Origin of the sequence: Bacillus gobiensis (genome assembly GCF_001278705.1) — a bacterium.
Classification (GTDB): Bacteria; Bacillota; Bacilli; order Bacillales; family Bacillaceae; genus Bacillus; species Bacillus gobiensis.
On the sequence record NZ_CP012600.1, the window covers coordinates 3,821,587 to 3,845,036 of the forward strand.

Below are 23,450 nucleotides of genomic sequence, written 5' to 3' on the forward strand. Positions count from 1 at the left end.
AGTGGAAATTCAAGTGTACGTGCTTGGGATTGATTCGTAAAAGCCAGAATGAATGATGGTGAAAGGCGAACCGATTGGCTGTGAGGTAAAGCATTGATTTATAGAGAAAACTCGATACTTACCGTGCAGCTTCTTGGTTTGTTTATGCAGTGAACAAAAAACGTGATAGAGGGGTCTACATGAGAAAAGCGATATTAATGGTCACTATTGCCATTTTTCTTATTGGAGTGATTCATATTGCGGTGACTCCAATGACTTTTAATTCGTATATAATCGATGCTCTTTGGTTTGCGAGTGCTGGTTTTACGCTCATTTTTCTTGCTTTTTTAAATTATATTGTTATTAACATCAGGCAAAGGCAGACAAGAGTTTTTGTTGTGTGCCATATAGCGAATATTCTGTGTGCAATTTTGGTCGCGTTGATCCTTACGATTGCAGTTGCACCTCATATAATCTTCTTGTTTGTTTTATTAGTTTCTGAAACCTTGCTTGTCATGAGGTTTCAATTCTCTTCATAACCACTATTACTCTTTTTATTTGCTCTTGTATCAAGGTGCGCTATTTGTTGGATAATACTTTATTTTAAAGCTGCACTTACAATTAAGATTGATAGCATTGTAATAATACCATGGCAGGATCTACTGTAACTTTAAGAAGGTATAAAGACCTATAAACGCATGCAAAAAAATGGAGCTTCAAGAAATGAAGCTCCATAGCACCATCCTTGCTATATTTTCAACTCTGGCATAAATGCTGCAGGATTTAAAGCTGGGCTTTCGAGTATGATAGCAACCATACCTGTATCTGTTCCTACTTCATGCCATTCACCAGTCGCCCAAAAAGGTGCATGCCCTGCTGAAATCGAAACTTTCTCTCCATTATCTTTAGACACCCATCCTTCTCCTTGAACAACAAGAAAAAGCTGACTGATCATAACTTGCTGACGTCCTGTAGAATCTCCTGAATCAAAATGAGCACTTACAAGATTCAGTGTTTCAGGACTCTCGTCAACAATGATCCTAGATAAAATGTAATTATCATTCTCTAAACCTTCTACCGGTTTTCCAACTTCCCTATCAAATCTAAAAATTCTCATTTTTTGAACGCTCCTTCATCATTTGAAATAAAACGTAGAAATGATCCATCCTCAAAATACAATGAATGTTAGTAAGATACTCCCCCATCGGCAGCGTCTTTTCTATTAACTTCCTCAAGTAAATCCCAAATGAATTTGCCAACTTCTATAGCAATCCCAATCATTTGTGCAATATTAACCTTTGGAGTCCACGCATGTATGACTGCCAATCTTACTGTCCGGTTAGCAATAGATGGATCAATGTGTTCACTCCATGGTTCAAGACGATCACTTCTTCCAATCTTTGTCCCATCGACCCCATACCTGCGCTGGGCTGTCGTACCAATCACAACACCATTTTCATCTACCATTAATACCTGTACGCCTCCTGTGTAACCACCAAACCAAGTTACACTTCTTGTGCGCGTAAATGCATTGATAACCCCTTCTGCATTTAACGTTGCATCTGTGGTCATATAATGACCTGCACCTAGATACGAATCTACATGAACACTAGCTTCCATAAGAGTTTCATACCTCCTTTTGTAAATGACACACAAGGATATGATTATGTGCGGGTCTATAGAAAGGTGCCTAAAGCACTATGGTGTTTTGAAATTTTTTACAGGGAAGCAATTAGATTATTCAAATTTTATACAACATTAATAAGCCTCCCTATATTAATAGATAGGAAGGCTCTAGGTTTATTAGTTCAAAATTGAGGCTGCACCGTTTTATCTTTTTAGATTTTTTTCTAGAATAGTATTTTTATGGCAATTAAGAATAATATCTGGAGAGATGATAAAACGTGTTTTCATTGTTGGTTATAGATATTATTTAGTGTGCTGATATTCACTGCAATCGTTACATAATTTATCGAGTGGTCGAAGGCACAGGCTTTTTGTTTACCCCAGAAAACGAGTTTTGCAACACTAGCTGCAAATATTATTTCTTTCAAATAATTTCCACGTGTGCTCTGCCATGAATTGAGGTGAACGCGGCATATGGTTCAGAATCCACCACTCTACGGTTCCAACGAAGGCTGAGGCCGTATATTGTGTAATCAATTCGTTATCCATGCCCTGATTGATGCCCTGCATATCGAGCTTCTCCTGAATGGTAGTAGTAATGATTTTCAACATGCATTCCCGGAATGTCGAAGTTTTTGGATTGGAGAGCATAGAAGAAAAGAATAGAAAATTCTCCTCGAAATAAATAAATAAAGACTTCATCGCTTCAATTGCCTCAACCTGATTACCTTTTTTCTGCATAAACTTGGTGAACGTGCATGAAAGGATCATTTTGTCCAAATGGTCCTTTATACATTTATTGAGCAGGTCATATTTATCCGTGTAGTGAAGATAAACGGTTCCCCGATTTACATCGGCTCGTTCAGAAATATCATTAATTGTGATTCGATCGAATTCTTTCTCGGAAAACAGTTCTAGAAACGCCTTGTTAATGGCTGCTTTTGTTTTTAGGATTCGTCTATCAGTTTTGGTTGCGGTCCCCATTATTCAAATTCCTCCTTTAGTTAATCAACAATTTTCATACAGTTGTTGTATATCAAACAAAAGCGTATATATTAACGATTGAATTCACTTCTTTTCTTTCTATAATAATAATCAACGGCAGTTAAATATTCAACAAATGTTTAAAAATATTGCATGAAAAAACGCTGTCGAATAATGAGATATACAGTAAGGAAACAACCAACAAATCTCTTTAAGGAGCGATGGCAATTGGAAAATTTGAAGTCTAAGGTGATCATTATAACGGGAGCATCTAGCGGAATTGGAGAAGCAGCAGCTAAGTTATTGGCCAAAAACGGAGCAAAACTTGTTTTAGGTGCAAGAAGAGAAGAACGTCTAAAAACCATCGTGAACGAAATTGAACAGGAAGGCGGTGAAGCTGTTTATTTACAAACCAATGTGACTTCTGCAGAAGACATGCAAAAGCTGGCACAGTTTGCATTGAAACAGTATAGCCGAATCGATGTTCTTGTAAATAATGCTGGAATAATGCCAAATTCTGCGTTGAGTGAACTGAAAATCCATGACTGGGATCAAATGATTGATGTGAACATCAAGGGAGTCCTGTACGGTATAGCTTCGGTTTTGCCGACAATGAGGGAACAGAAATCAGGACATGTTATCAACATTTCCTCGCTTATGGGTTATAAGGTCATTCCAACTACAACTGTATACAGCGCCACCAAATTTGCCGTTCGCGCCATTACGGAAGGGCTGCGCCAGGAAGAATCGCCGACCTCTCGTATCCGGACGACCAATATCTCACCGGGAATGACAGCGACTGGGGCGGTTAGTGAACCTCAATTCCAAGATTATCCGAGCATTTCTCCAATCAGTGTCGCAAGAGCAATTGCACATGCAATTAATGAACCTGAGGATGTCGGAGTTAACGAAATTGTGATTCGACCGACGTTGCAATCAATATAAACCTCTCTTTTGACTAAATGCAGTTAGAATGAGCCAATCCGCTGTTTTCATGTAAGTTGCGAATCTCTTCTTAATAAAAAATAAAGCGCACCACTTATTCTTAAAAGTGATGCGCTTTTACTACAATTATTTAAAATTCTTCATAAGTAGCAGGATCTTGATCGTTAATTCTGCCATCTGGGCGAGTTAATTCAGCGATAATTTTCATTTCTGTTTCATCTAGGGAGAAGTCAAAGATTGATATATTTTCGAGTTGTCGTTTAGGAGATGCAGATTTAGGAATTGAAATGGCCCCGATTTGATAATGCCAACGTAAAATAACTTGAGAAATCGTCTTGTTGTGATTGTTAGCTATCTGTTGAATCGTGTCATTGCGCAAGACTTCACTTGCTCGAGCCAATGGACTCCAAGATTCTGTCGCAATGTTTTTCTCTTCATGGAACTTTCTTTGCTCTTCTTGGTTGAAAAATGGATGTAATTCGATTTGATTAATACTTGGCAAAACGCCAGTTTCCTTTTCTAAATGCTCAATATGTTCAGGTAAGAAATTGCAAACACCAATAGAACGAATAAATCCCCATTTTTTAGCATCAATTAATGCTTGCCAAGCTTCCACGTAGTGATCTTGCTTAGCGTTAGGCCAATGAATAAGATATAAATCATAATAATCTAGATTTGCGCGGTATAAGGATTCTTGAATGGTCGTCACAGCTTTATCATAAGTATGATAGCGACCTGGTAATTTTGATGTAATTCTTAATTCTTCTCTTGGAGTAGAACTGCGTCGAACGGCTTCACCTACGGTTCCTTCGTTTTCGTAATTATAAGCAGTATCAATTAGTCGATAGCCTACGTCAATTGCACTTGTTATCCCATTGGCACCTTCATTTCCATTCAGTTTATATGTACCAAAACCGATAGCTGGCACGGTAAGACCATCATTAAGTGTGATCTCTGGAATTGATTTACTCATAACTGCTCACTCCTTTCAATAATATTTTAAGATTTGGGACATATATGAATCAAAGTATTTGCTTGAATAAGAAAGAGTAGAAGCTTTCAAAACCAGCTAAAGCTTGAAATTGAAAAACTCTCCTCAGAACATGGATATAGAAAAGTGGTAGAAAACGGATGCGACTCAATTTGCTCGAAATAAGAAAATTTCCGATAGTTTTTGATTACCAAGAAGGTACTCAAAAAAAGGAGAAGGCCCGGAAAAGTGATAATTTTAAAAATTTAGATGATTCTTTTTTTATATCATGATAAATTTTGGAATGTAGTAAATATTGATATAAAAGGAGAAAAGAATATGAATATCAAGATTGAAAACTTACCGAAATACCGAATTGCATATGTGCGACAAGTTGGTCCATACGGTCCCGATAATGTCCAAGCGATGAAAAAATTAAAAAACTGGGCTAAGGAGAACAATCTTCTTGCCAAAACAGCAATAATACTTGGAATTTCGCAAGACAACCCTGAAACAACTTCTCCTGAAAACTGTCGCTATGATGCCTGCATCGTTATTTCAAACGATTATCAAATTAATGATTCCGTTAGTGAAAGTGAACTTCCTGGCGGGAAATATGCTATTTACAAAGTCAAACATACAGCTGAAGACATTCAAAAAGCGTGGACTGAAATTTTTTCCGAACTACTAAACAGTGGCTATCAAATTGATACCAAGCCGATTTTTGAAAGATACATTGATGATATGGTTTATAGTGATTATTGTGAAATCTGCGTTCCTGTAAAAGTCGTTTAGAGCTCGTCAACCCTGATTGAAAATTATTTAGTCTGAAATGGTAAACTTTCACAACTTGATGGCCTGAACGTCTGCAGTGAACTCATTCACATCAGACGGATTCAGGTGAAGGTAACCCATGAGTACAATCATTTTTGTTCATCTTTTTTGCTTAATTAAATTGGAAAACTTCTTCAAAGCTCATTCGCGGTACTCGCTCGTCGGCTCGTGGAACGTCGAAACTTTGCGACGTTCCACGAGGAGTGCGATGATCATTCGATCTGTCGTCCTCACGCGACCGTGAGCACGATCTTGCCTTGGATGTGCCCACGGGCGGCTCGTTCGTGCGCCTTGCGAGCATCGGCAAGTGGAAACGTGCTGTCGATGGCGACGCGAACCATCCCGGCATCGAGCAAGCGCCCGAATTCCGCCAGCTGCGGGCCGTTCGAGCGCACTTGGGTCATCGAGACCGTAACGCCTAGCTTCGCGGCCTCCTCGGCGTCGGAGAAGCCTAAGAACACCGGGAACAAAGCGCTGCCACGCTTGAGCGTACGCAAGAAACGACCGGTGGTGGGACCACCGAGGGTATCGAGGACGAGATCAACGTCATGCGCGACGTCCTCGGGAGGGCTCTTGGTGTAGTCGATGAATTCGTCGGCACCGAGCTCGCGCAGGAACGACTCATGCGTGCCCGATGCCACCGCGATGACGTGCGCACCCTTCCATTTAGCCAGCTGCACCGCGAAGTGCCCCACGCCGCCCGCGGCACCATTGACGAGCACCGTCTTGCCGTTGAGCGGCACCGGACGATGCATCTCCGGTTGAAGCGGGTTCGGTTCATTGTGCCCCAGCTCGATCAGGAACTGCCACGCGGTGAGGCCTGCCATCGGCGCCCCTGCGGCGTGCACGTGATCGATGCCAGCCGGCTTGAGTGCAAGGTCAGACGCTGGCGCGGCGACGTACTCGGCATAAGCAGCGCTCTCCCCAAAGCTAGGAAAGCGAACCATGCCGAAAACTTCATCGCCGACGGAGAATCCCTGCACATCCGTGGCTACCGCCTCGACGACGCCCGACACGTCCGACCCCAGAATGACGGGAAAGGGCACCGGCGGCCGCCACTCAGGAGGAAGCATCTTATACCCGTCGCGCAGGTACCAGTCGGGGGGATTGATGCCAACCGCGTGAACGCGGACAAGCACTTCACCCGGCTTCAGCTCGGGAAGCGGCGCCTCCTCATAACGCAGTACCTCAGGGCCGCCGAATTCGTGCAGCCGAATCGTCTTCATCGTGTCTGTAGACATCGCTTTTCTCCTTTCACGCAGATGTGTTATCCTTACTAGAGCAGTGCTCCACATAAACAGATCACTGCTCCGTTTATAATTATACGGAGCGCCGCTCCGATTGTCAAGGAGGAGGCACATGAGAGCCGATGCGAAGAAAAACTATGAGAACATACTTGAAGTCGCGAGCGTCGTTGTAGCCAAGCATGGCGCCGATGCATCGCTGCGCGACATCGCTCGCAGAGCTGGCGTCGGGCTCGGCACATTGTATCGTCATTTCCCGACGAGAGAGGCGCTGCTCGAAGCTTTGCTCCGCGCAGGCTTCGACGAGCTGACGGCAAAGGCACGTGAGCTCGAAACTGCGAGTTCACCCGATGATGCACTCGTGTCGTGGCTACGCGACGTCATTGCATGCGCGGGCAACTATCAAGGTGTTGTGGCGGCGATGATGGCAGCCATGGAGGACACGAAGTCCGCACTCCACGCTTCGTGCGTCACGATGCGCACGGCAGGCACGCGGCTTCTCACTCGCGCTCAGGCCGAGGGTCTAGCGCGTACCGACATGGATGGTGATGACCTGTTCTCGCTAGCTGCTGCGCTCGCGTGGCTCGGCGACCAGCCCTCGTCCGCGCCACGAGCTGAGCATCTCTTCAGTATTATCGCGAGCGCGATCTTGACGAATCGGGCGAGCAGCGATTTCAGGGCGCAGCCGCCACTCTAAAGCAGGTCGCACGCGTGGCGGAGGTCGGCATCGGCACTCTCTACCGTCACTTCCCGACGCGCGACGCACTGATCGAGGCGGTGTACCGACAGGAGACCGATACGCTGATTGATGCGGCCGCACAACTGATGATGGAGCGGGAGCCGGTGGCGGCGCTCCGCGAATGGCTGCTGCTATTCGTGGATTTTCTTGACACCAAGAAGGGCATGGCGGAGGCACTTAGTACGTTGATCCGCGGCCCAGATCCCTCTACAGCGGAACTCCGGCCCGCCTCGCCGCTCCTATCGCGGCTCTGATCGACCGTGCAGTCAAAACGGGCCCCAAAATTGCATTAGTAACTTACAGGTTTATCTTACCGTTTTATCCGCAATAATAACGCTTTCATTACTTTTTTTAATAGTACTTTCACGAATTCCTCAGGTCTCCAACGTTATGGGTGGGCAGCGGATCGGACTTGCCGTTCATGATAGTGTTTAGTACCTAAACGCTATTAGCGAAACCGATCCCATACAGTAAGTTCGATTATGTATATGTCTTGCAATAATTCGTAAATTTTCGCCGCAGGACATGCAGACTCGACCACTGAGAGTTCCGATGGAGTATCTCTTAAATCTCTTTGTTATTAATAATGCTCTAGTGAAAGTTTTGAAGATTAGGTTCTGTAAACTGCAGGCAAAAAGATTCAATAAAATTTCGAATGATAGGAGGTATTTCGATGGCACCGCTTATCGTGCTTGTCGTTGTCACGCTGGCGCTCCTCGGCGCAGGAGCAATGGGGGTGAGCCGTCTGCGGCAATGGCCGGTTGCTCTTCGAGGCGGATTAGCTGCTATGTTTGTGCTGACCGGCGTGATTCACTTCGTCGGGATGCGTGAGGAACTCATCAGTATGGTTCCGCCAACCTTGCCAAACCCCGGCTTGATCGTTACCATCACAGGTCTGCTGGAGTTGGCCGGCGCTGTAGGATTGCTGTTGCGGCCGACTGTCTCATGGGCAGCCGGCGGGCTTACTGTCCTGCTTGTTGTGATGTTCCCGGCCAATATCTACATACCCCTCGAAGGACTCACAACTAATCCGGCAGATGCTCTGGTTCCTCGCATCCTGATGCTGCTTGTCTTCCTGACAGCGACCATTGCAATCTTGGCAACCCACAAGCGACCTCGGTCTAAAACGAAGTCACCGGTTGTAACGGATAACTCACTAAACTGACTGCAGGATTCCTGGTGTAGATTTTGGAAAGAAATTTTGTCTTGCTAGTTTGAGTTGCTAAATGATACGATTGCTTAGTAAATTTTGATGGGTAAAACGTTAGAGAGAAGCCGGTTGAAAGTAAATTAATTGAATATTTGTATTTCCCTATATCATTCTTCGTCCCTCTGTGAAAAAGTTTTGCCTATTGAAGGTGAAATAAAATGAGAACATTACATTTGGGTAGTTTTTTAATTCAATAATATTCGGGATCGGATACAGGTGAGAATTCGGTCTTTTTTTTATGGAAATCATTATTCTCTTTTGCCAATAGGGTGAAGCTAAGAGGTGAAGGGTTTGGGGAAATCGGAGGAAGTAGTTTTTTGTTTTTATATATTAATTCATATACATTTATTTCTGTGTGTTTCCTGAAAAGAATATCCTTCAGGGTGTTTATTATTAATAAATAGGTGTTTGGAGATAATAATGAAAGCAAGAACCTTTCTAATAGATAGAAATGCTTAATAAAGATGTGAAGAATGTTTTTAGGAGTAAACTTTTAAGGTAAATTGAAAAAAGTAACGCCTGCTTCTTCATTTCGAGACCGAACCTGAGAGCGTATTGCAGTATGCTTGAATTTGGTCTGTTAAACGTGTAAGAGGAGGAAATGAAGTGGGAAATCAAGAACTGAAAAGAGGACTGGAAGCACGTCATATTCAGATGATTGCATTAGGTGGTACGATTGGTGTCGGATTATTTATGGGTTCGGCCAGCACAATCGGGTGGACGGGTCCGTCTGTCCTGCTTGCTTATGCGATCTGCGGAATATTTATATTCTTCATAATGCGCGCAATGGGAGAAATGTTATATGTAGAGCCAAGTACAGGTTCGTTTGCGACCTTTGGTCATAAGTACATACATCCATTAGCAGGTTATATGACTGCGTGGAGTAACTGGTTCCAGTGGGTTATCGTTGGAATGGCTGAAATAATTGCAGTTGGAACATATATGAAGTACTGGTTCCCAGATATGCCTGCTTGGATACCAAGTATCATTGCAATGGTTATTCTTGGAGCAGCGAACTTAATTTCCGTTAAATCATTTGGTGAATTTGAATTTTGGTTCGCGATGATTAAAATCGTTACGATTGTATTAATGATAATTGCTGGGATTGGCCTTATTTTCTTCGGATTTGGAAACGAAGGCGGCGCAATCGGTTTATCAAACCTTTGGTCACATGGCGGCTTCTTTACAGGCGGCTGGTCAGGATTTTTCTTTGCTCTATCTCTTGTTATTGCAGCCTATCAAGGGGTTGAACTAATTGGGATTACAGCCGGCGAAGCAAAAGAGCCTCAAAAAACATTAACAAGCGCGATTCAAAGTATTATTTGGCGTATTTTAATCTTTTATATAGGTGCTATTTTTGTTATTGTCACAGTTTATCCTTGGAACCAGCTTGATTCACTTGGCAGTCCGTTTGTTTCGACCTTTGCAAAAGTAGGAATTACAGCAGCCGCCGGTATTATTAATTTTGTCGTCATTACAGCAGCAATGTCCGGCTGCAATAGCGGTATCTTCAGTGCAACGCGTATGCTTTATACATTGGGAGTGAATGGACAAGCGCCTAAATTTTTTAAGAAAATCTCCGGTAATGGTGTCCCGTTATTTGGTACGATTGCTGTTCTTATTGGTTTAGCAATCGGCGTTGTTTTAAGTTATATTTCGCCGCCGAATATATTTGTGTACGTGTACAGTGCAAGTGTGCTGCCGGGAATGATGCCTTGGTTTGTCATCCTTATTAGTCAAATTCGGTTCAGAAAAGTAAAAGGAGCCGAAATGGCAAAACATCCATTCAAAATGCCTTTTGCGCCTTTTACCAACTATTTGACGATTGCCTTTTTAATTATGGTATTAATCGGTATGTGGTTTAATGAGGACACACGTATATCGCTTGTTGTAGGAGTTGTGTTCCTAGCTCTCGTTGTCATTAGCTACTATGCTTTTGGAATAGGCAAGCGTGTTCCAGTAGAAACTCAAATAGATGATGAGCAGAGTAAGTAATATCCAGCTTTTTAAAACACATAAGAATGTTTTTTCTATTAATTATGTTTTACAACAAGCGTGCGAAACTACGGTTTCGCACGCTTTAGTTAAAAATAAATTAAAAGAATTGAACTGCGACAGGACGCGCCCAACCAGCGGATGCCTTATCAATTTTAACTGGGAAAGCAAAGACATAAAAACCAGTAGCAGGCAATTGCTCAAGATTAGCGAGCTTTTCAATTTGACAATAAGGAATTTTACTTCCAGCAAAGTGTCCTTCCCAAATGATGGAGGGATCTTTTTTATTCTCGTAGCGCTTGGCGGTATGATTAAATGGTGCGTCCCAGCTCCAAGCGTCTGTTCCAACCAGTCGCACACCATGCTCAGTTAAATACAGCGTTGCTTCGCGACCCATTCCACAACCACTTTCTAAGAAATCTTTTTCCCCATATTTTGCACCAGCAGATGTATTCACAAGCACAATGTCACCAGGGATCAATTTATGGTTAATGCGGCTAAGTTCTTCTCTAATTTCTTTCGCAGAGATGACATGTCCATCTTCAAAATGTCTAAAATCTAATTTAACACCAGGGCCATGAAACCAATCAAGAGGAACCTCATCTATAGTCAACATTGGCTTGCCATCATCTGAAACAGAACGATAGTGATAAGGTGCATCAATATGAGTTCCAGCATGCGTCGTCATATTAACTTTTTCTACTGCCCAACCTTCATTACCAGGAAGATCATTGGAAGAAAGTCCAGGAAAGCTTTCTATAAGTTGTTCAGCTCCTTGTTTATGATCGAAATAGTCAATTTTGGGTAGGGCACCTGGTGGGTCAGATGGAATACCGGCTTTTAAAGGTACTGACAGATCTACAATTTGACGAATATTCATAAAATTTTCTCCTTTGCTACATAATAGGATATTTTATGGGACATCTAAAGTTTAATTAAGATCCGAACCATGAACAAGTTGCATTTGGTATATAAATATAATAAATGCCGCCTTTTAAAAAAGACGGTCATCCAGTGCTGTATTATTTAAAAAGTTTCCCTTATTACTATTTAAGTCGGGAGAAAAAAAGCAGAGAGTGTTCAGCTATTCATCTTACTAATTAAATTATTAGTAAGATAGAATGCATTGCATATGTACGCATGAAATTCTTGGTATCGGGAAGAGATGGCCCACGCCAAAAACGCTTCTAAAAAGCAAGAAAAGGATAAGATCAAGCGGGAAAAAGGAGAAGGAGGAATTTATTGATTTATGAAATTGGAAGCGGAAGTCCTCGTTTTAATAAAAAAGTCAGCCTATTCCTTAAAAAAACGAGTGCGCTTAATTTCTTCCAAATGGATCCCGGATAGAGTTTGCAGTATTTCAAGACCCTGATCGGTTACTTCGATCAATACACTCCGGCCATCCTCCGGATTTGGCCTCCGTTTTACTAGGCCAAGCTGTTCGCATCGATCAATTAGACCTACACAGGCGTGGTGAGTAATTTGCAAACGTTCCGCTAATTCACGGGGTGTGACATAATCCCGTCCGGGAAATCCTTTAACGGCCAATAACAGCTGATGTTGTTTGGGAGTGAGACCATGACTTCGTGCAGCAGCTTCACTAAAGTGAAGAAATTTTCTTATTTGATATCTAAATTCCGCTAAGTATTCATAAACGTCCTTTGACAAGGGTGCTTTCACAAAAGTCATACCTTCCTATTAAACATGATGCTTCTATCTTATCATAACCATAAAATACTAGTAAACTGCGATAATATTCCATGTTAGAAAACCTGACACGTTTATAGAGGTATTCTTGACTTCTATATAAAATAGAACAGAACTAAAAGTGTCAGGAGGAGAGAATCGTGAGTAAAAGAAAACTAGTGTTAGTCGGGAATGGAATGGCAGGGGTCAACTGCATTGAGCATATATTGAAGATTTCAGATGAATCATTCGATATTACTATTTTTGGAACTGAGCCCCACCCAAACTATAATCGGATTCAACTCTCTTATGTACTTGGAGGAGACTCGAAATTTGAGGATATCATCATTAATAACTGGGATTGGTATAAGGACAACAACATTCAGCTGCATACCGGCCAAACGGTAACGAAGATTGATACTGAAAATCAATGTGTTTATACCGATGGAGGCATCGAGCAGAAGTACGATGATTTGATTTTGGCTACCGGTTCAAACCCTTTTATGCTTCCTTTGCCAGGTGTTAATTTACCTGGAGTTATATCGTACCGAGATATAAAAGATTGCGAGATGATGGTAGAAGCTTCTAAAAAATATAAGAAGGCAGCTGTCATCGGAGGCGGCTTATTGGGATTGGAAGCGGCTCGCGGCCTATTGAATCTTTCAATGGACGTCACGGTCATCCACGTTTTTGATACGTTAATGGAACGCCAGCTCGATCCAACTGCTAGTAAATTACTTCAGGCTGAGTTGGAAGATCAGGGCATGAAGTTCTTGATGAGTAAGCAAACCGAGGAGTTATACGGTGCCGATCGTGTGGAAGGACTTCGTTTTAAAGATGGAAGCGAGTTGGATGTAGACTTGGTGGTTATGGCTGTGGGGATCCGCCCGAATGTCGCTTTGGCTAAAGAGCATGGCGTTGAAGTGAACCGCGGGATCGTCGTCAATGACTATCTAGAAACCAATGTTAAGAATGTTTACTCGGTTGGAGAGTGTGCGGAGCATCGCGGTACAGTATATGGCTTGGTCGCCCCGCTGTATGAACAAGGTGCAGTGCTTGCCAAACGTATTAGCGGAGTGGAAACGAATCCGTACGAAGGATCGGTCTTATCTACGAAATTGAAAGTGTCAGGCGTCGACGTATTCTCAGCTGGCGAATTTGTCGATCAAGAAGATACGCGGGCTTATCGTTATCAAGATGATTTCAGCGGAGTCTATAAAAAGGTTCTCGTCAGGGACGATAAGGTGATCGGTGCGGTGCTCTTTGGAGATACAAGCGACGGATCACGTTTGTTCCAGATGATTCGAAATGGAGCAGATGCTGCAGAATTGAAGCCTTTGCTTAGCAGAGAAAGCGACGGCGAGAAGAGCGGTTCTTCCAATTTAGTAGCTGACATGGCGAACGATGAATTGATCTGCGGCTGTAACGGTGTGACCAAAGGAACTATTGTCCAAGCGATCGAAGAGCAGGGATTGGATTCTGTAGAAGCAATTAAGGGTTGTACAGGAGCTTCCCGATCCTGCGGAGGATGTAAGCCGTTGGTTCAGGAGTTGCTGCAGTGCACGCTGGGAGATAGTTTTGAAGCGGACGAAAAAGAACCAATCTGTTCCTGCACCACGTTAAGTCGAGATGAAGTCGTGGAGGCAATTCGTTCGATAAATCTGACCACTAGTAAAGAGGTTATGAATGTTCTGGAATGGAAAAACGAAGGTGGATGCTCGAAATGTCGTCCAGCTCTGAATTACTACTTGGGTATGGTTTGGCCGGAAGATCATGAGGATGAGCGCCATTCTCGGTTTGTCAATGAGCGGCTTCATGCCAACATCCAAAATGACGGAACGTATTCCGTTGTTCCACGGATCTATGGAGGAGTTACTAATCCTGAACAACTGCGGAAAATTGCCGATGCTGCCGATAAGTATCGTGTTCCGATGGTAAAAATTACAGGAGGTCAGCGAATCGACTTATTAGGCGTGAAGAAAGAGGATCTTCCTAATATGTGGGCCGATTTAGATATGCCTTCTGGTCATGCTTACGCGAAAGCCTTACGTACGGTAAAGACTTGTGTCGGAGAAAACTTTTGCCGATTTGGCACACAGGATTCGATCCAAATGGGGATTGATATGGAAAAACGTTTCGAACGCCTATGGACTCCTCACAAGGTAAAAATGGCTGTATCAGCTTGCCCGCGTAATTGTGCCGAATCTGGCATCAAGGATATAGGTGTCGTGGGAGTAGATGGCGGCTGGGAGCTTTATGTCGGCGGAAACGGCGGTGTCCATTTGCGTGGCGGTGACCTGTTCGTAAAGGTCAAAACGAAAGAAGAGGTCTTGGAATGGTCTGCGGCATTTATGCAGTATTACCGAGAAACGGCGAAGTATTTGGAAAGAACGTCTCACTGGGTGGAACGTGTCGGCTTAGAAGAGATTAAGAAGGTTCTTGCAGATGCGGATATGCGTCAAGAACTAATTGAGCGGATGGATAAAGCGTTGGCTGTAACCAAAGATCCGTGGAAAGAAGCCATTGAGGAACAAGAAGTACGCAAAATGTTTGATACTGTAAATGTCAAATAGGAGGGGGAAGTCTGATGGGTGTTAAAACACAAGTGAAGGTTGGAGTAGTTAACGACTTCGTAGTAGATGTAGGCAAGGTTGTAGAAGTACAGGGAATTGCTTTGGCGGTTTTTAGACTTTCCAATGGTCGTTTCAAGGCAGTAGAAAACCGCTGTCCTCATAAGGAAGGTCCGCTGGCAGAGGGAATCGTTTCAGGGGAATTTGTATTCTGTCCGCTCCATGATTGGAAAATTGATTTGGAAGGCGGCCAGGTCCAAGCTCCGGATCACGGATGTGTGAAAACGTATAAAGTAGCAGTTGAAGGTGACGACGTTTATATTCTGACATAATATGGTGAAATAAAAAGAAAAGAGGTGCTCGTATATGGGGGAACAAGGCAAAGTTTTTTTTGTAGGGGCTGGACCTGGAGATCCGAAGTTAATCACGGTTAAAGGGATGGAGGTACTTGGCATAGCAGATGTGGTGGTTTATGATCGATTGCTTAGCATGGAGCTTCTGGCATATGCACCAAAAGAGGCGGTGCGAATCGATTGCGGAAAACGAAAGGACCATCACACCATTCCACAAGAGCAAATTAATGACATCTTAGTCGATTACGCTAGGCAGGGAAAGACCGTTGTCCGATTAAAGGGCGGGGATCCGAGCATATTTGGCCGTGTCGGGGAAGAGGCGGAGTATTGCGCTGATCACCACATTCCTTTTGAAATCGTGCCTGGTGTTACATCAGGCATTGCAGCCCCCATATACGCTGGCATTCCTCTAACCCACCGGAATCACGCAGCTTCTGTGACGTTTGTTACCGGACACCGCAGAACGGACAAAGATGCACCGGATATCCCTTGGGAGCATTTGGCTAAGGGTGTCGATACTGTCGTTTTCTACATGGGAATGAGCAATCTGCCCAGAATCCAGGAGCAATTAATGATGTACGGCAGACAGGCCGATACCCCTGTAGCTCTCATTCGATGGGGAACGATGGACAAGCAAGAGGTACTTAGCGGCCAATTGTGGAATATTGCTCAAGAAGCCGAGCAAGTACAATTTAAGTCTCCGGTGATTATTGTGGTGGGAGAAGTGGTGAAATTAAGAGAAAAGCTGGATTGGTTTCAATCAAGCGGCTGTATAAAAGAACTTCAATACTTTTAATTGATTAGCATATAAATAGCGATTTTGTTCTGGGTGATTGTGGAATACTTTCTTTGAAAATAATAGATGTGATTATGAGAATTTTTATTAAAAGCACTGTACGTGTTCTGAAGGACAAAAAAAGCAGGGAAGCCAAGGAAAAGTCCTTCATAGGAGTTCTGAAGGACAAAAAGGAGCAGGAAAGCCAAGGAAAAGTCCTTCATAAGGGTTCTGAAGGACAAAAAGGAGCAGGAAATCCAAGGAAAAGTCCTTCATAAGGGTTCTGAAGGACAAAAAAGAGCAGGAAATCCAAGGAAAAGTCCTTCATAAGGGTTCTGAAGGACAAAAAGGAGCAGGGAAGCCAAGGAAAAGTCCTTCATAAGGAATCTAAAGGACAAAGTGCAACTTAATAACTTAGAAGCTTCTTTTTCTGGTGAATCTCTTTCCTTTGAAGGTAACTTTATTTTTACATCTATACAGCATTATGGATAGGAGTTCGAATATGTATAAGGAAACGCTAGAAACAATGGGGAATTTAGCAGAACAAAAAACAAAGATGATTCTGGAATATCCTATGCGTTATTTATTATCATCCAGTCTTGCAGGTGCCTATGTGGGATTTGGCATTGTCCTTATTTTTATCTTAGGCGGGCAATTTTCGGCTGTGAAGTCTCCGTTCACTACAATGATCATGGGTGTGTCTTTCGCGTTAGCTTTGCTTTTGGTGGTGTTTTCTGGAGCTGAACTATTTACTGGAAATCATATGATTTATACAATCAGCACGTTATCCGGTAAGTCAACCATAATAGATACACTTAGGAATTGGGTATACTGTTATGCTGGAAATGCTTTTGGTGCTCTCGTATTGTGCTTATTAATTATCGGATCAGGAATTTTTTCTAACCTTCCGATGGATCATTTTCTGTATGAAGCTGCCAACAAAAAAATGCACTTATCTACTTCTAATCTATTTTTTCGGGGAATCCTTTGTAACTGGCTGGTATGTTTAGCCATTTGGATGGCGATGAAAACCAAAAGTGAATCGGCTAAAATCATTCTTATTTTTTGGTGCCTATTTGCTTTTGTTTCCTCCGGATATGAACATAGTATCGCGAATATGACCGTGCTTTTATTGGCGTTGCTATTGCCACATCCCGAGACCATTACTTGGGCTGGACTCGTGCATAATCTAATACCGGTAACACTCGGAAATATTGTTGGCGGTGCATTGTTTGTTGGTGCTGCATACTGGTTTATCGGGCAGCCGAAAAGAAATCTGGCAATCAGAAAATCAAAAGGTAAAATTAGCATGGTGAAATAAAATGAGGGAAAGAGTCTTCTTGTGAAAGAGGACTCTTTTTGTTAAAATATGAAATTTTTAAACGATCTTCTGAATCTATAAATTGAATGGGTGAATTGTGATTGAGATTAATACCTTAAAACGTTAACGGAAGTTTCTCTTTTAAAAGCCATACATAATGGAAATCTCCATGGATATCAGCTTGCATACTTAATCCCACATATGTTAGTTCATCGTCGCCATATGCTTTATCAGAGCCTGTAACTTGATAATTCTATGTTGTATCAATTCCTTTTAACTTTAAAACATTAAAGGAGTAGCAGGTTCAGCTAATACAAATGTATTCTTGTATTGCGGATATTCTTGAGGCAATGTATCTAATGAGAAAGTTCGAACCTCCGTATACGGATTTCCGGAAAATTCTCGCTCTAATAATTGAATAGGAATTAGAATGATTGTATTCTTGAATTTTTCTTACCCGGTATAAATCCCATCCCCATTCATTAGGCTGCAAGCAATTATCCTTCGCTTTAATTCATATTTTTTTAAATGATATACGAGAATAAACAAGGCTTATCTACTAAAGTATTAATAACTAAACGCCGTTTATGACATGGTATATCATCTATGATGAATTATTGTTTGTTGAATTGAATTCTATATTTCCATTTCTGACTTTGGAAAAAGTTTACAGTTACATCAATAGGTTTTAATAAACTGTCGAAAGAAACTCTAGTACTATTTAATACAGGTATACCTGCCTCAATCTTTAAGGTTTCAGCCACATCTTTATTTGCTGATACTGCTTCAATCTCTTCTTTTATCGATGTGAATTCAATGTTCTGTTCCTCATTCAATAACTGGTCTATAGAAATAAATGTAGAATCCTTTTTAAATATCTCTAGTGGAAGCTCTGGGGTTAAAAAATGTTCTAAATAAATAATAGGTTCTCCATTAAAAAAACGTACCCTTTTTAAGTGGATAATTTCCTCGTCGCTATTTATCTCAAGAAGATTCGCGTAATAAGGGGACTGGATTTTATTTACTTCAATGGTTCTTGCTGAAATCTTTTTCCACTCTTCTTTATATAATTCTTTAAATCCAGTCATAGTGGTCCATTGACCGATGGGCTTATAGTTTGCTACAAAGGACCCTTTTCCTTGATAACGGTAAATGAATCCATCCATTTCAAGCTGTTTTAATGCCTGCCTAACAGGAGTACGACTAGCTTTAAATAACTTTTCCATTTCCGATTCTGAAGGCAATATATCTCCGACTTTATAGAATTGATTTTCAATTTTATCAACTATCTCATCATAAATGATTTTATGAAGAGGTTTTTTACTCATTATTTCACGCATAAAAGGTCTCTCACTTTCGTTTAATGTAAGATATATATGATAATTTTGAATGAAAAAATCAAATTGTATTGCTGTGATATATTAATGTAAGTATAGCATATACCTAATAATACAATGGAACGCTGAATTTAGCTTAAATTAATAAAACTTATAATTGATGCAATTGTAATACTAATTATAATAAGCTTATGAAGGTGTAACTATATAAAGAGGTTCATAGTTAGATATTCTAACAGTAACTATGACACCACTTGTAATACTAAGTATAATAAGTTCATCAACTAATAAGATCAAATATTTATTTTAAGGATGTGATTCAACTGAATTTTAATTGAAATTGTGAAAGTATGACTGATATTTTCTGATTAGTTTTAAAATTCAATCGAAAATATGCTACAGGAGGTTTTTATGGAAAGGTTAGATACGGGATTTTTGTTTAGTAATGAAATTCTAAACGAAGTTAGAAAGAAGTTTAATTATATTGAAGAAGACCCTATACAGCAAAAAAAGAGAATATTTTTTGATAACGCAGGGGGATCTTTTCGATTAAAGAGAGCGACAGAGATTTTTACGAAGCTCGATTCAATTCCTGATTGTCCTGAGAGAGAACATGAAACCGCAAAATATTTAATTGATATTCAAGAAAAGGGAACAAATGATATACGTACTATAATCAATGCTAAAGATGGAAGTATTGCAACGTATCTTACTGCCTCTCAAGCAATATTCGAAATCACAGGGATTATTGCGGAAAATATTGAGGGAACAAACATTGTTACGACAGCATTGGAGCATCCTTCAGCGTTTGACTCAGCGAAGTTTTATGCAGATAAGTTAGGTAAGGAATTTCGTGTTGCCAAGACAAACCCTGTTACAGGTGGGGTAGATGTAGAAGAAATAATGAAACTTATAGACAAGGACACCAGTCTGCTAAGTGTTATTTATGCATCAAATATTTCTGGTGCTATTTTAGACATCGAAACGATTGTTACAGAAGCAAGAAAGATCAATCCAGATTTGTTTATTATTGTGGATGCCGTACAACATGCGCCACATGGTGTGATAGATCTTAAAAAAACACCTGTTGATGCGATGAACTTTGCTCCTTACAAATTTTTTGGTGTCAGAGGTTGTGGAATTTCTTATCTATCTAATAGAGCTGCCCGTCTACCCCATCACAAGCTTACTGGGAAAGAAAAGGGTGAATGGGAACTTGGAAGTCCAGCACCGGCCCATTTTGCTGTCGTAAGCGAAATTGTTGACTACGTGTGTTGGATTGGGTCCCAATTTATTACAAGTCAAGATAGAAGAGATTTGTTTGTTGAAGGAATGAGTAAGATCTCCTTACAAGAAAGGACTTTGCTCGATATCCTGTTAAATGGAACAGCTAACCTTAGAGGATTAAGAGATATAACTGGAGTAACCGTTCATCTTGATTATAAAGATTTATCAAAAAGAGACTTCATTGTCGCAATTAGTTTAGAAGGTTTAGATTATAAAGAAGCTGTCCGCCAATATGAAGAGGAAGGAGTAATCTTATATGCGCGCGTGGCAACAAGTATTTATTCAAAAAGGATACTCGAATCCTTTGGAATGAAAGGTGCGCTAAGAATATCTCCATTACACTGCAATAGTGTTGAAGAAGTGGAGAAATTTTTATCAATAACTAAGAGGATTGTAGAAAAGAACAGAGCCTAGTATAAACAAGGTTATTTCAAGACAAATCAAAATATTATATTTAAGGGAGGCAATCATGAAAAAAATTCCTTTATGGCTTCAAATCGCAATTGCTCTGGTATTAGGCCTAATTTTAGGATCTATAAATAAAACGTTGGGTGCAGAGGCGAAAATTTTAGGGGATGCTTTTATCCACATGATTAAAATGACGATAGTGCCATTAATTTTCCCTTTAATTGTATTAGGTATCGCGCAAATTAAATCGTCGAGAGCACTAGGGCGACTTTCTATTAAAGCTATTATCTATTTTGAAATTGTTACAACTTTAATTATTATTATGTCATTATTACTTGCAAACTTCACGCACATTGGAATGGGAGCAGATCTTTCAGATGGAAATAAAGATGCTCTGGATGGTATTGTTGGAAAAGAAATTGATTTTAGAGAATTTTTACTTCATATAATACCTTCTAATATATTTGTTGCCTTTTCTGAAGGGAATTTATTAGCCATAGTCTATTTTGGTGTTTTCTTTGGACTTGCTCTTCGATCATTAAAGGGGAAGGCGCAGGCAATTGAAGATGTACTTGAAGCTCTTTCTAAAGTAATGTTTAAAGTTTTAGAATATGTTATTAAATTTTCTCCTATTGGCGTTTTTGGTGCTATTGCTTATAGTATGGCTACCTATGGATTTGATAAATTAAGTACCCTGCTTGATTTAATCCTTGTTACATATGCCGGGCTAGCTATTGTTTTGTTGGTTATCTTTCCAATTATAGCCCGCATCTACCGTATTCGTTATTTAGAATTAATTAAAGAGATTAAAGATTTATTATTGATAGCATTTACCACTAGAAGTTCAGAGTCAGTATTTGCTCCTCTTACGGCACGTTTAGAACAATATGGAGCAAAAAATTCAGTCGTCTCATTTATATTACCTCTTGGTTATTCATTTAATCTAGATGGAGGAATGGTGTATATGGCGCCTGCTATCATATTTTTAGCTAATGCTTATGGCATTGATCTCTCAGTAGTAGAACAGATTCACATTGTTCTATTGCTTGTGTTACTTACGAAGGGAGTGGCAGCTGTCCCTTCAGGAGCTATCGTTATCCTAACAAGTGTTTCTGCCATTATAGGTTTACCACTTGAAGGTATTGCTTTACTGATGGCTGTTGATTTTATTATGGATATGGCTAGAACTGCAACTAATGTAGTAGGAAATGCCTTGGCGACAGTAGCTATGGCAAAATCGGAGGGAATGTTTCGTGAAAAACAAACGATAACTTCAACTTCCAATCAAGATGCTGCAACGGGGCAAACGTGAAGATAGCCTTTTTCGCAGAAGGTTTAGCTCAGGATATTCGATTTGATTTTTCTAATTGTTCCTTCAAGAAGCCAGTGATTAACTTATCAAGCTGATTTTGTAATCATAGTGGGGTATCCTCTCTTTCTGGAATCTCGTCAATTCCTAGAGTATCCTGCTTTTCTTCGTTTGAGAAAGCCTTCTTAATCCTAAGCCAACCATATGAACAATTTTTTCTTCCGAAAGCGGTTTTGATTAGCCTCAATTAACGCTGCACATTAGGAGAATAAGTGTTATTGACTTTTCAAAAAGGAACTCTATAAATACTGTGTGTTAAAATCTTAAGGAGGATTATTAAAATATGTATTCAATGAGACTTCGATTCCAATCTTTGAACCAGTAATTTAATACGTTCAAAGACTCTGTTTGTGTATGCAGAGTAAACGGGATTAGTCTGCCCTTTTTTAATAATCTTCATTTCAAATACAAATATGTAAAGTGAAGAAAGGTGGATCATTCTGCCTTTCTTTTTTGTATAATTTTCTTAGCAAAAGAAATATTTACGATTCTGTGAGAAAGAAATTAGGCAGCTTTAAAAAGTTATTGGAGAGATTTTACATGATGATGTTACTTTTCTATTAATACGAGCTTAGCAAGAAAAGCTCGTATCGGTGAAGAATCGATACGTAAATTTAGGAGGTATCGATTACTAATGGAAAATCAAAATTGGAAAAGGATATTTTTTGCGTTATATACAGGGCAGTTCTTTTCATTACTGAGTAGTGCTGCTGTTCAATTTAGTATCATTTGGTGGTTAACAGATACAGCAGGCTCACCACTTTTATTAGCTTTGGCAGGGGTAGCAGGCTTTTTACCACAAGCATTAGTTGGCCCGTTAGCTGGAACAATTATAGATCGTCACTCTCGTAAAATGATAATGATACTTGCAGATATGATTGTTGCATTAGGCAGTTTACTATTATTTACATCGATGTATTTTAGTGAACCCAGTATCGTGTTAGTAATACTCGTGTTAGTCGTTCGTTCACTTGCAACTGCCTTTCATATGCCGGCAATGCAAGCCTCTGTGCCGCTGCTTGCACCTGAAAAGCACCTGACAAAGGTTGCAGGCTGGGGACAGATGATAAGTTCGGTGTCCAATATCAGGACCGGCAGTGGGAATGTCATTACTTGCAGTTAGCTCGCTTGAATGGGTGTTATTGTTCGATGTATTAGGTGCTGTTATTGCTTGTAGCGTTTTACTGTTTATTCACATCCCAAGAGTACCGAGAACGACAGAAGAGGTGTCAGGCAGTTTTATTGGTGAAATGAAAGAAGGATATCGTGTGATTGTGAAACATCGCCTTTTACTGAGGTTAACAATAGTAATGACAGTTGTAGCTGTCCTATACATTCCTATAGGCACTTACTTTCCGCTTATGGTACGTAATCATTTTGCAAAAGGTGTAGTAGAAGCAGGAATTGTTGAGATTGCATTTGCGATTGGATTAATTGTAGGAGCTTCATTGTTAGGTGTATTAGGGGATCGTTTTGATAAAATTAAAACAATGGCAGCCGGGATGATGCTGATAGGCGTTGCATTATTTATTTCTGGTTTGCTATCACCGTCCATTTTCTATGTGTTTGTTGTACTGAGTTGTTTGGTTGGATTATCTGGTCCATTATTTTCAGCTCCATTCTATTCGTATATCCAGTCGGAAATTGAACCTCATTTACTTGGGCGAGTATTTAGTTTTGTTACAAGTTTATCGTTACTTACGGTTGGATTGGGGTTAGCTGGAGTATTTACGGAATTAACGAGTGTTGCCGCACTATTTACTATAACCGGTGTTCTGATTAGTCTAAATGCAGTGATGGCTATGAAGCTTAAGTGAG

General features: G+C 40.8%; 23 protein-coding genes. 15 read left to right on the forward strand and 8 right to left on the reverse strand.

Features of this window, described 5'->3' with window-relative positions:
- Nucleotides 1-179: 179 nt before the first annotated feature.
- Nucleotides 180-518 carry a hypothetical protein gene (locus AM592_RS19205; RefSeq protein ID WP_053605272.1) on the forward strand — a complete coding sequence of 113 codons (339 nt, stop codon included), beginning with the start codon at nt 180-182 and terminating at the stop codon, nt 516-518.
- Nucleotides 519-727: 209 nt separating this feature from the next.
- Here the strand turns inward: AM592_RS19205 and AM592_RS19210 are convergent, their stop codons facing one another.
- The 3 genes from AM592_RS19210 to AM592_RS19220 form a co-directional block, all read right to left on the reverse strand.
- Entirely contained in the window at nt 728-1,096 is a 369-nt protein-coding gene (locus tag AM592_RS19210) for a hypothetical protein (protein WP_053605273.1), read from the reverse strand.
- 68 nt (nt 1,097-1,164) lie between these two features.
- The gene (locus AM592_RS19215; protein ID WP_053605274.1) at nt 1,165-1,599 is read right to left on the reverse strand and encodes a hypothetical protein; all 435 of its coding nucleotides are present in this window, start codon (nt 1,597-1,599) and stop codon (nt 1,165-1,167) included.
- A 408-nt stretch (nt 1,600-2,007) separates the two neighbouring features.
- Nucleotides 2,008-2,589: a TetR/AcrR family transcriptional regulator gene (locus AM592_RS19220; RefSeq protein WP_053605275.1), complete on the reverse strand. Its 582-nt coding sequence runs from the start codon at nt 2,587-2,589 to the stop codon at nt 2,008-2,010.
- Nucleotides 2,590-2,817: 228 nt separating this feature from the next.
- Between AM592_RS19220 and AM592_RS19225 the strand changes: the two genes are divergently transcribed.
- Nucleotides 2,818-3,534, forward strand: a complete 717-nt coding sequence (locus AM592_RS19225; protein WP_053605276.1) for an SDR family oxidoreductase — start codon at nt 2,818-2,820, stop codon at nt 3,532-3,534.
- 130 nt (nt 3,535-3,664) lie between these two features.
- Here the strand turns inward: AM592_RS19225 and AM592_RS19230 are convergent, their stop codons facing one another.
- Complete coding sequence (locus AM592_RS19230; protein ID WP_053605277.1) at nt 3,665-4,507, reverse strand: aldo/keto reductase; 843 nt, start codon at nt 4,505-4,507, stop codon at nt 3,665-3,667.
- Nucleotides 4,508-4,843: 336 nt separating this feature from the next.
- Here AM592_RS19230 and AM592_RS19235 point away from each other — a divergent pair, with 336 nt between their 5' ends.
- The gene (locus tag AM592_RS19235) at nt 4,844-5,299 is read left to right on the forward strand and encodes an AraC family transcriptional regulator (RefSeq protein WP_053606178.1); all 456 of its coding nucleotides are present in this window, start codon (nt 4,844-4,846) and stop codon (nt 5,297-5,299) included.
- Nucleotides 5,300-5,568: 269 nt separating this feature from the next.
- Here AM592_RS19235 and AM592_RS19240 read toward each other — a convergent pair whose 3' ends face one another.
- Nucleotides 5,569-6,579: an NADP-dependent oxidoreductase gene (locus tag AM592_RS19240; RefSeq protein ID WP_053605278.1), complete on the reverse strand. Its 1,011-nt coding sequence runs from the start codon at nt 6,577-6,579 to the stop codon at nt 5,569-5,571.
- Between the two features lie 118 nt (nt 6,580-6,697).
- Between AM592_RS19240 and AM592_RS19245 the strand changes: the two genes are divergently transcribed.
- The 4 genes from AM592_RS19245 (at nt 6,698) to AM592_RS19260 (ending at nt 10,526) form a co-directional block, all read left to right on the forward strand.
- The gene (locus tag AM592_RS19245; RefSeq protein ID WP_053605279.1) at nt 6,698-7,279 is read left to right on the forward strand and encodes a TetR/AcrR family transcriptional regulator; all 582 of its coding nucleotides are present in this window, start codon (nt 6,698-6,700) and stop codon (nt 7,277-7,279) included.
- A gap of 14 nt (nt 7,280-7,293) precedes the next feature.
- A complete protein-coding gene (locus AM592_RS19250; RefSeq protein WP_053605280.1) occupies nt 7,294-7,575 on the forward strand; it encodes a TetR/AcrR family transcriptional regulator in 282 nt (93 codons plus the stop codon).
- A gap of 419 nt (nt 7,576-7,994) precedes the next feature.
- Nucleotides 7,995-8,486, forward strand: coding sequence for a DoxX family protein (locus AM592_RS19255; RefSeq protein WP_053605281.1), 492 nt, complete (start codon nt 7,995-7,997; stop codon nt 8,484-8,486).
- Nucleotides 8,487-9,137: 651 nt separating this feature from the next.
- Nucleotides 9,138-10,526 carry an amino acid permease gene (locus AM592_RS19260; protein ID WP_053605282.1) on the forward strand — a complete coding sequence of 463 codons (1,389 nt, stop codon included), beginning with the start codon at nt 9,138-9,140 and terminating at the stop codon, nt 10,524-10,526.
- 100 nt (nt 10,527-10,626) lie between these two features.
- On the opposite strand, the gene AM592_RS19265 is transcribed toward AM592_RS19260, so the two are convergent.
- Both AM592_RS19265 and AM592_RS19270 read right to left on the reverse strand, forming a co-directional pair.
- Nucleotides 10,627-11,406, reverse strand: a complete 780-nt coding sequence (locus tag AM592_RS19265; protein WP_053605283.1) for a cyclase family protein — start codon at nt 11,404-11,406, stop codon at nt 10,627-10,629.
- A 413-nt stretch (nt 11,407-11,819) separates the two neighbouring features.
- Nucleotides 11,820-12,206, reverse strand: coding sequence for a MarR family winged helix-turn-helix transcriptional regulator (locus AM592_RS19270; RefSeq protein WP_211086188.1), 387 nt, complete (start codon nt 12,204-12,206; stop codon nt 11,820-11,822).
- A 167-nt stretch (nt 12,207-12,373) separates the two neighbouring features.
- Between AM592_RS19270 and nirB the strand changes: the two genes are divergently transcribed.
- The 4 genes from nirB to AM592_RS19295 all read left to right on the forward strand — a co-directional run bounded on the left by nirB (nt 12,374) and on the right by AM592_RS19295 (nt 17,231).
- Complete coding sequence (gene nirB / locus AM592_RS19275; protein WP_053605285.1) at nt 12,374-14,785, forward strand: nitrite reductase large subunit NirB; 2,412 nt, start codon at nt 12,374-12,376, stop codon at nt 14,783-14,785.
- An 11-nt stretch (nt 14,786-14,796) separates the two neighbouring features.
- The gene (nirD, locus tag AM592_RS19280; RefSeq protein ID WP_053605286.1) at nt 14,797-15,114 is read left to right on the forward strand and encodes a nitrite reductase small subunit NirD; all 318 of its coding nucleotides are present in this window, start codon (nt 14,797-14,799) and stop codon (nt 15,112-15,114) included.
- A gap of 34 nt (nt 15,115-15,148) precedes the next feature.
- Nucleotides 15,149-15,931: a uroporphyrinogen-III C-methyltransferase gene (cobA, locus tag AM592_RS19285; protein ID WP_053605287.1), complete on the forward strand. Its 783-nt coding sequence runs from the start codon at nt 15,149-15,151 to the stop codon at nt 15,929-15,931.
- Nucleotides 15,932-16,412: 481 nt separating this feature from the next.
- Nucleotides 16,413-17,231 carry a formate/nitrite transporter family protein gene (locus AM592_RS19295; protein WP_053605289.1) on the forward strand — a complete coding sequence of 273 codons (819 nt, stop codon included), beginning with the start codon at nt 16,413-16,415 and terminating at the stop codon, nt 17,229-17,231.
- Nucleotides 17,232-17,845: 614 nt separating this feature from the next.
- Here the strand turns inward: AM592_RS19295 and AM592_RS19300 are convergent.
- A complete protein-coding gene (locus AM592_RS19300) occupies nt 17,846-18,571 on the reverse strand; it encodes a GntR family transcriptional regulator (RefSeq protein ID WP_053605290.1) in 726 nt (241 codons plus the stop codon).
- Nucleotides 18,572-18,979: 408 nt separating this feature from the next.
- Here AM592_RS19300 and AM592_RS19305 point away from each other — a divergent pair, with 408 nt between their 5' ends.
- From AM592_RS19305 to AM592_RS25245, 4 genes are all read left to right on the forward strand, one after another.
- On the forward strand, nt 18,980-20,269 hold the full coding sequence (locus AM592_RS19305; RefSeq protein ID WP_053605291.1) for an aminotransferase class V-fold PLP-dependent enzyme: 1,290 nt from the start codon (nt 18,980-18,982) through the stop codon (nt 20,267-20,269).
- A 55-nt stretch (nt 20,270-20,324) separates the two neighbouring features.
- Nucleotides 20,325-21,575, forward strand: coding sequence for a dicarboxylate/amino acid:cation symporter (locus AM592_RS19310; RefSeq protein WP_082364204.1), 1,251 nt, complete (start codon nt 20,325-20,327; stop codon nt 21,573-21,575).
- A 691-nt stretch (nt 21,576-22,266) separates the two neighbouring features.
- The gene (locus AM592_RS25240) at nt 22,267-22,755 is read left to right on the forward strand and encodes an MFS transporter (protein WP_280882403.1); all 489 of its coding nucleotides are present in this window, start codon (nt 22,267-22,269) and stop codon (nt 22,753-22,755) included.
- On the forward strand, nt 22,736-23,449 hold the full coding sequence (locus tag AM592_RS25245) for an MFS transporter (RefSeq protein WP_280882405.1): 714 nt from the start codon (nt 22,736-22,738) through the stop codon (nt 23,447-23,449). The genes AM592_RS25240 and AM592_RS25245 overlap by 20 nt, the downstream gene beginning before the upstream one ends.
- The last annotated feature ends 1 nt before the right edge of the window (nt 23,450 follow it).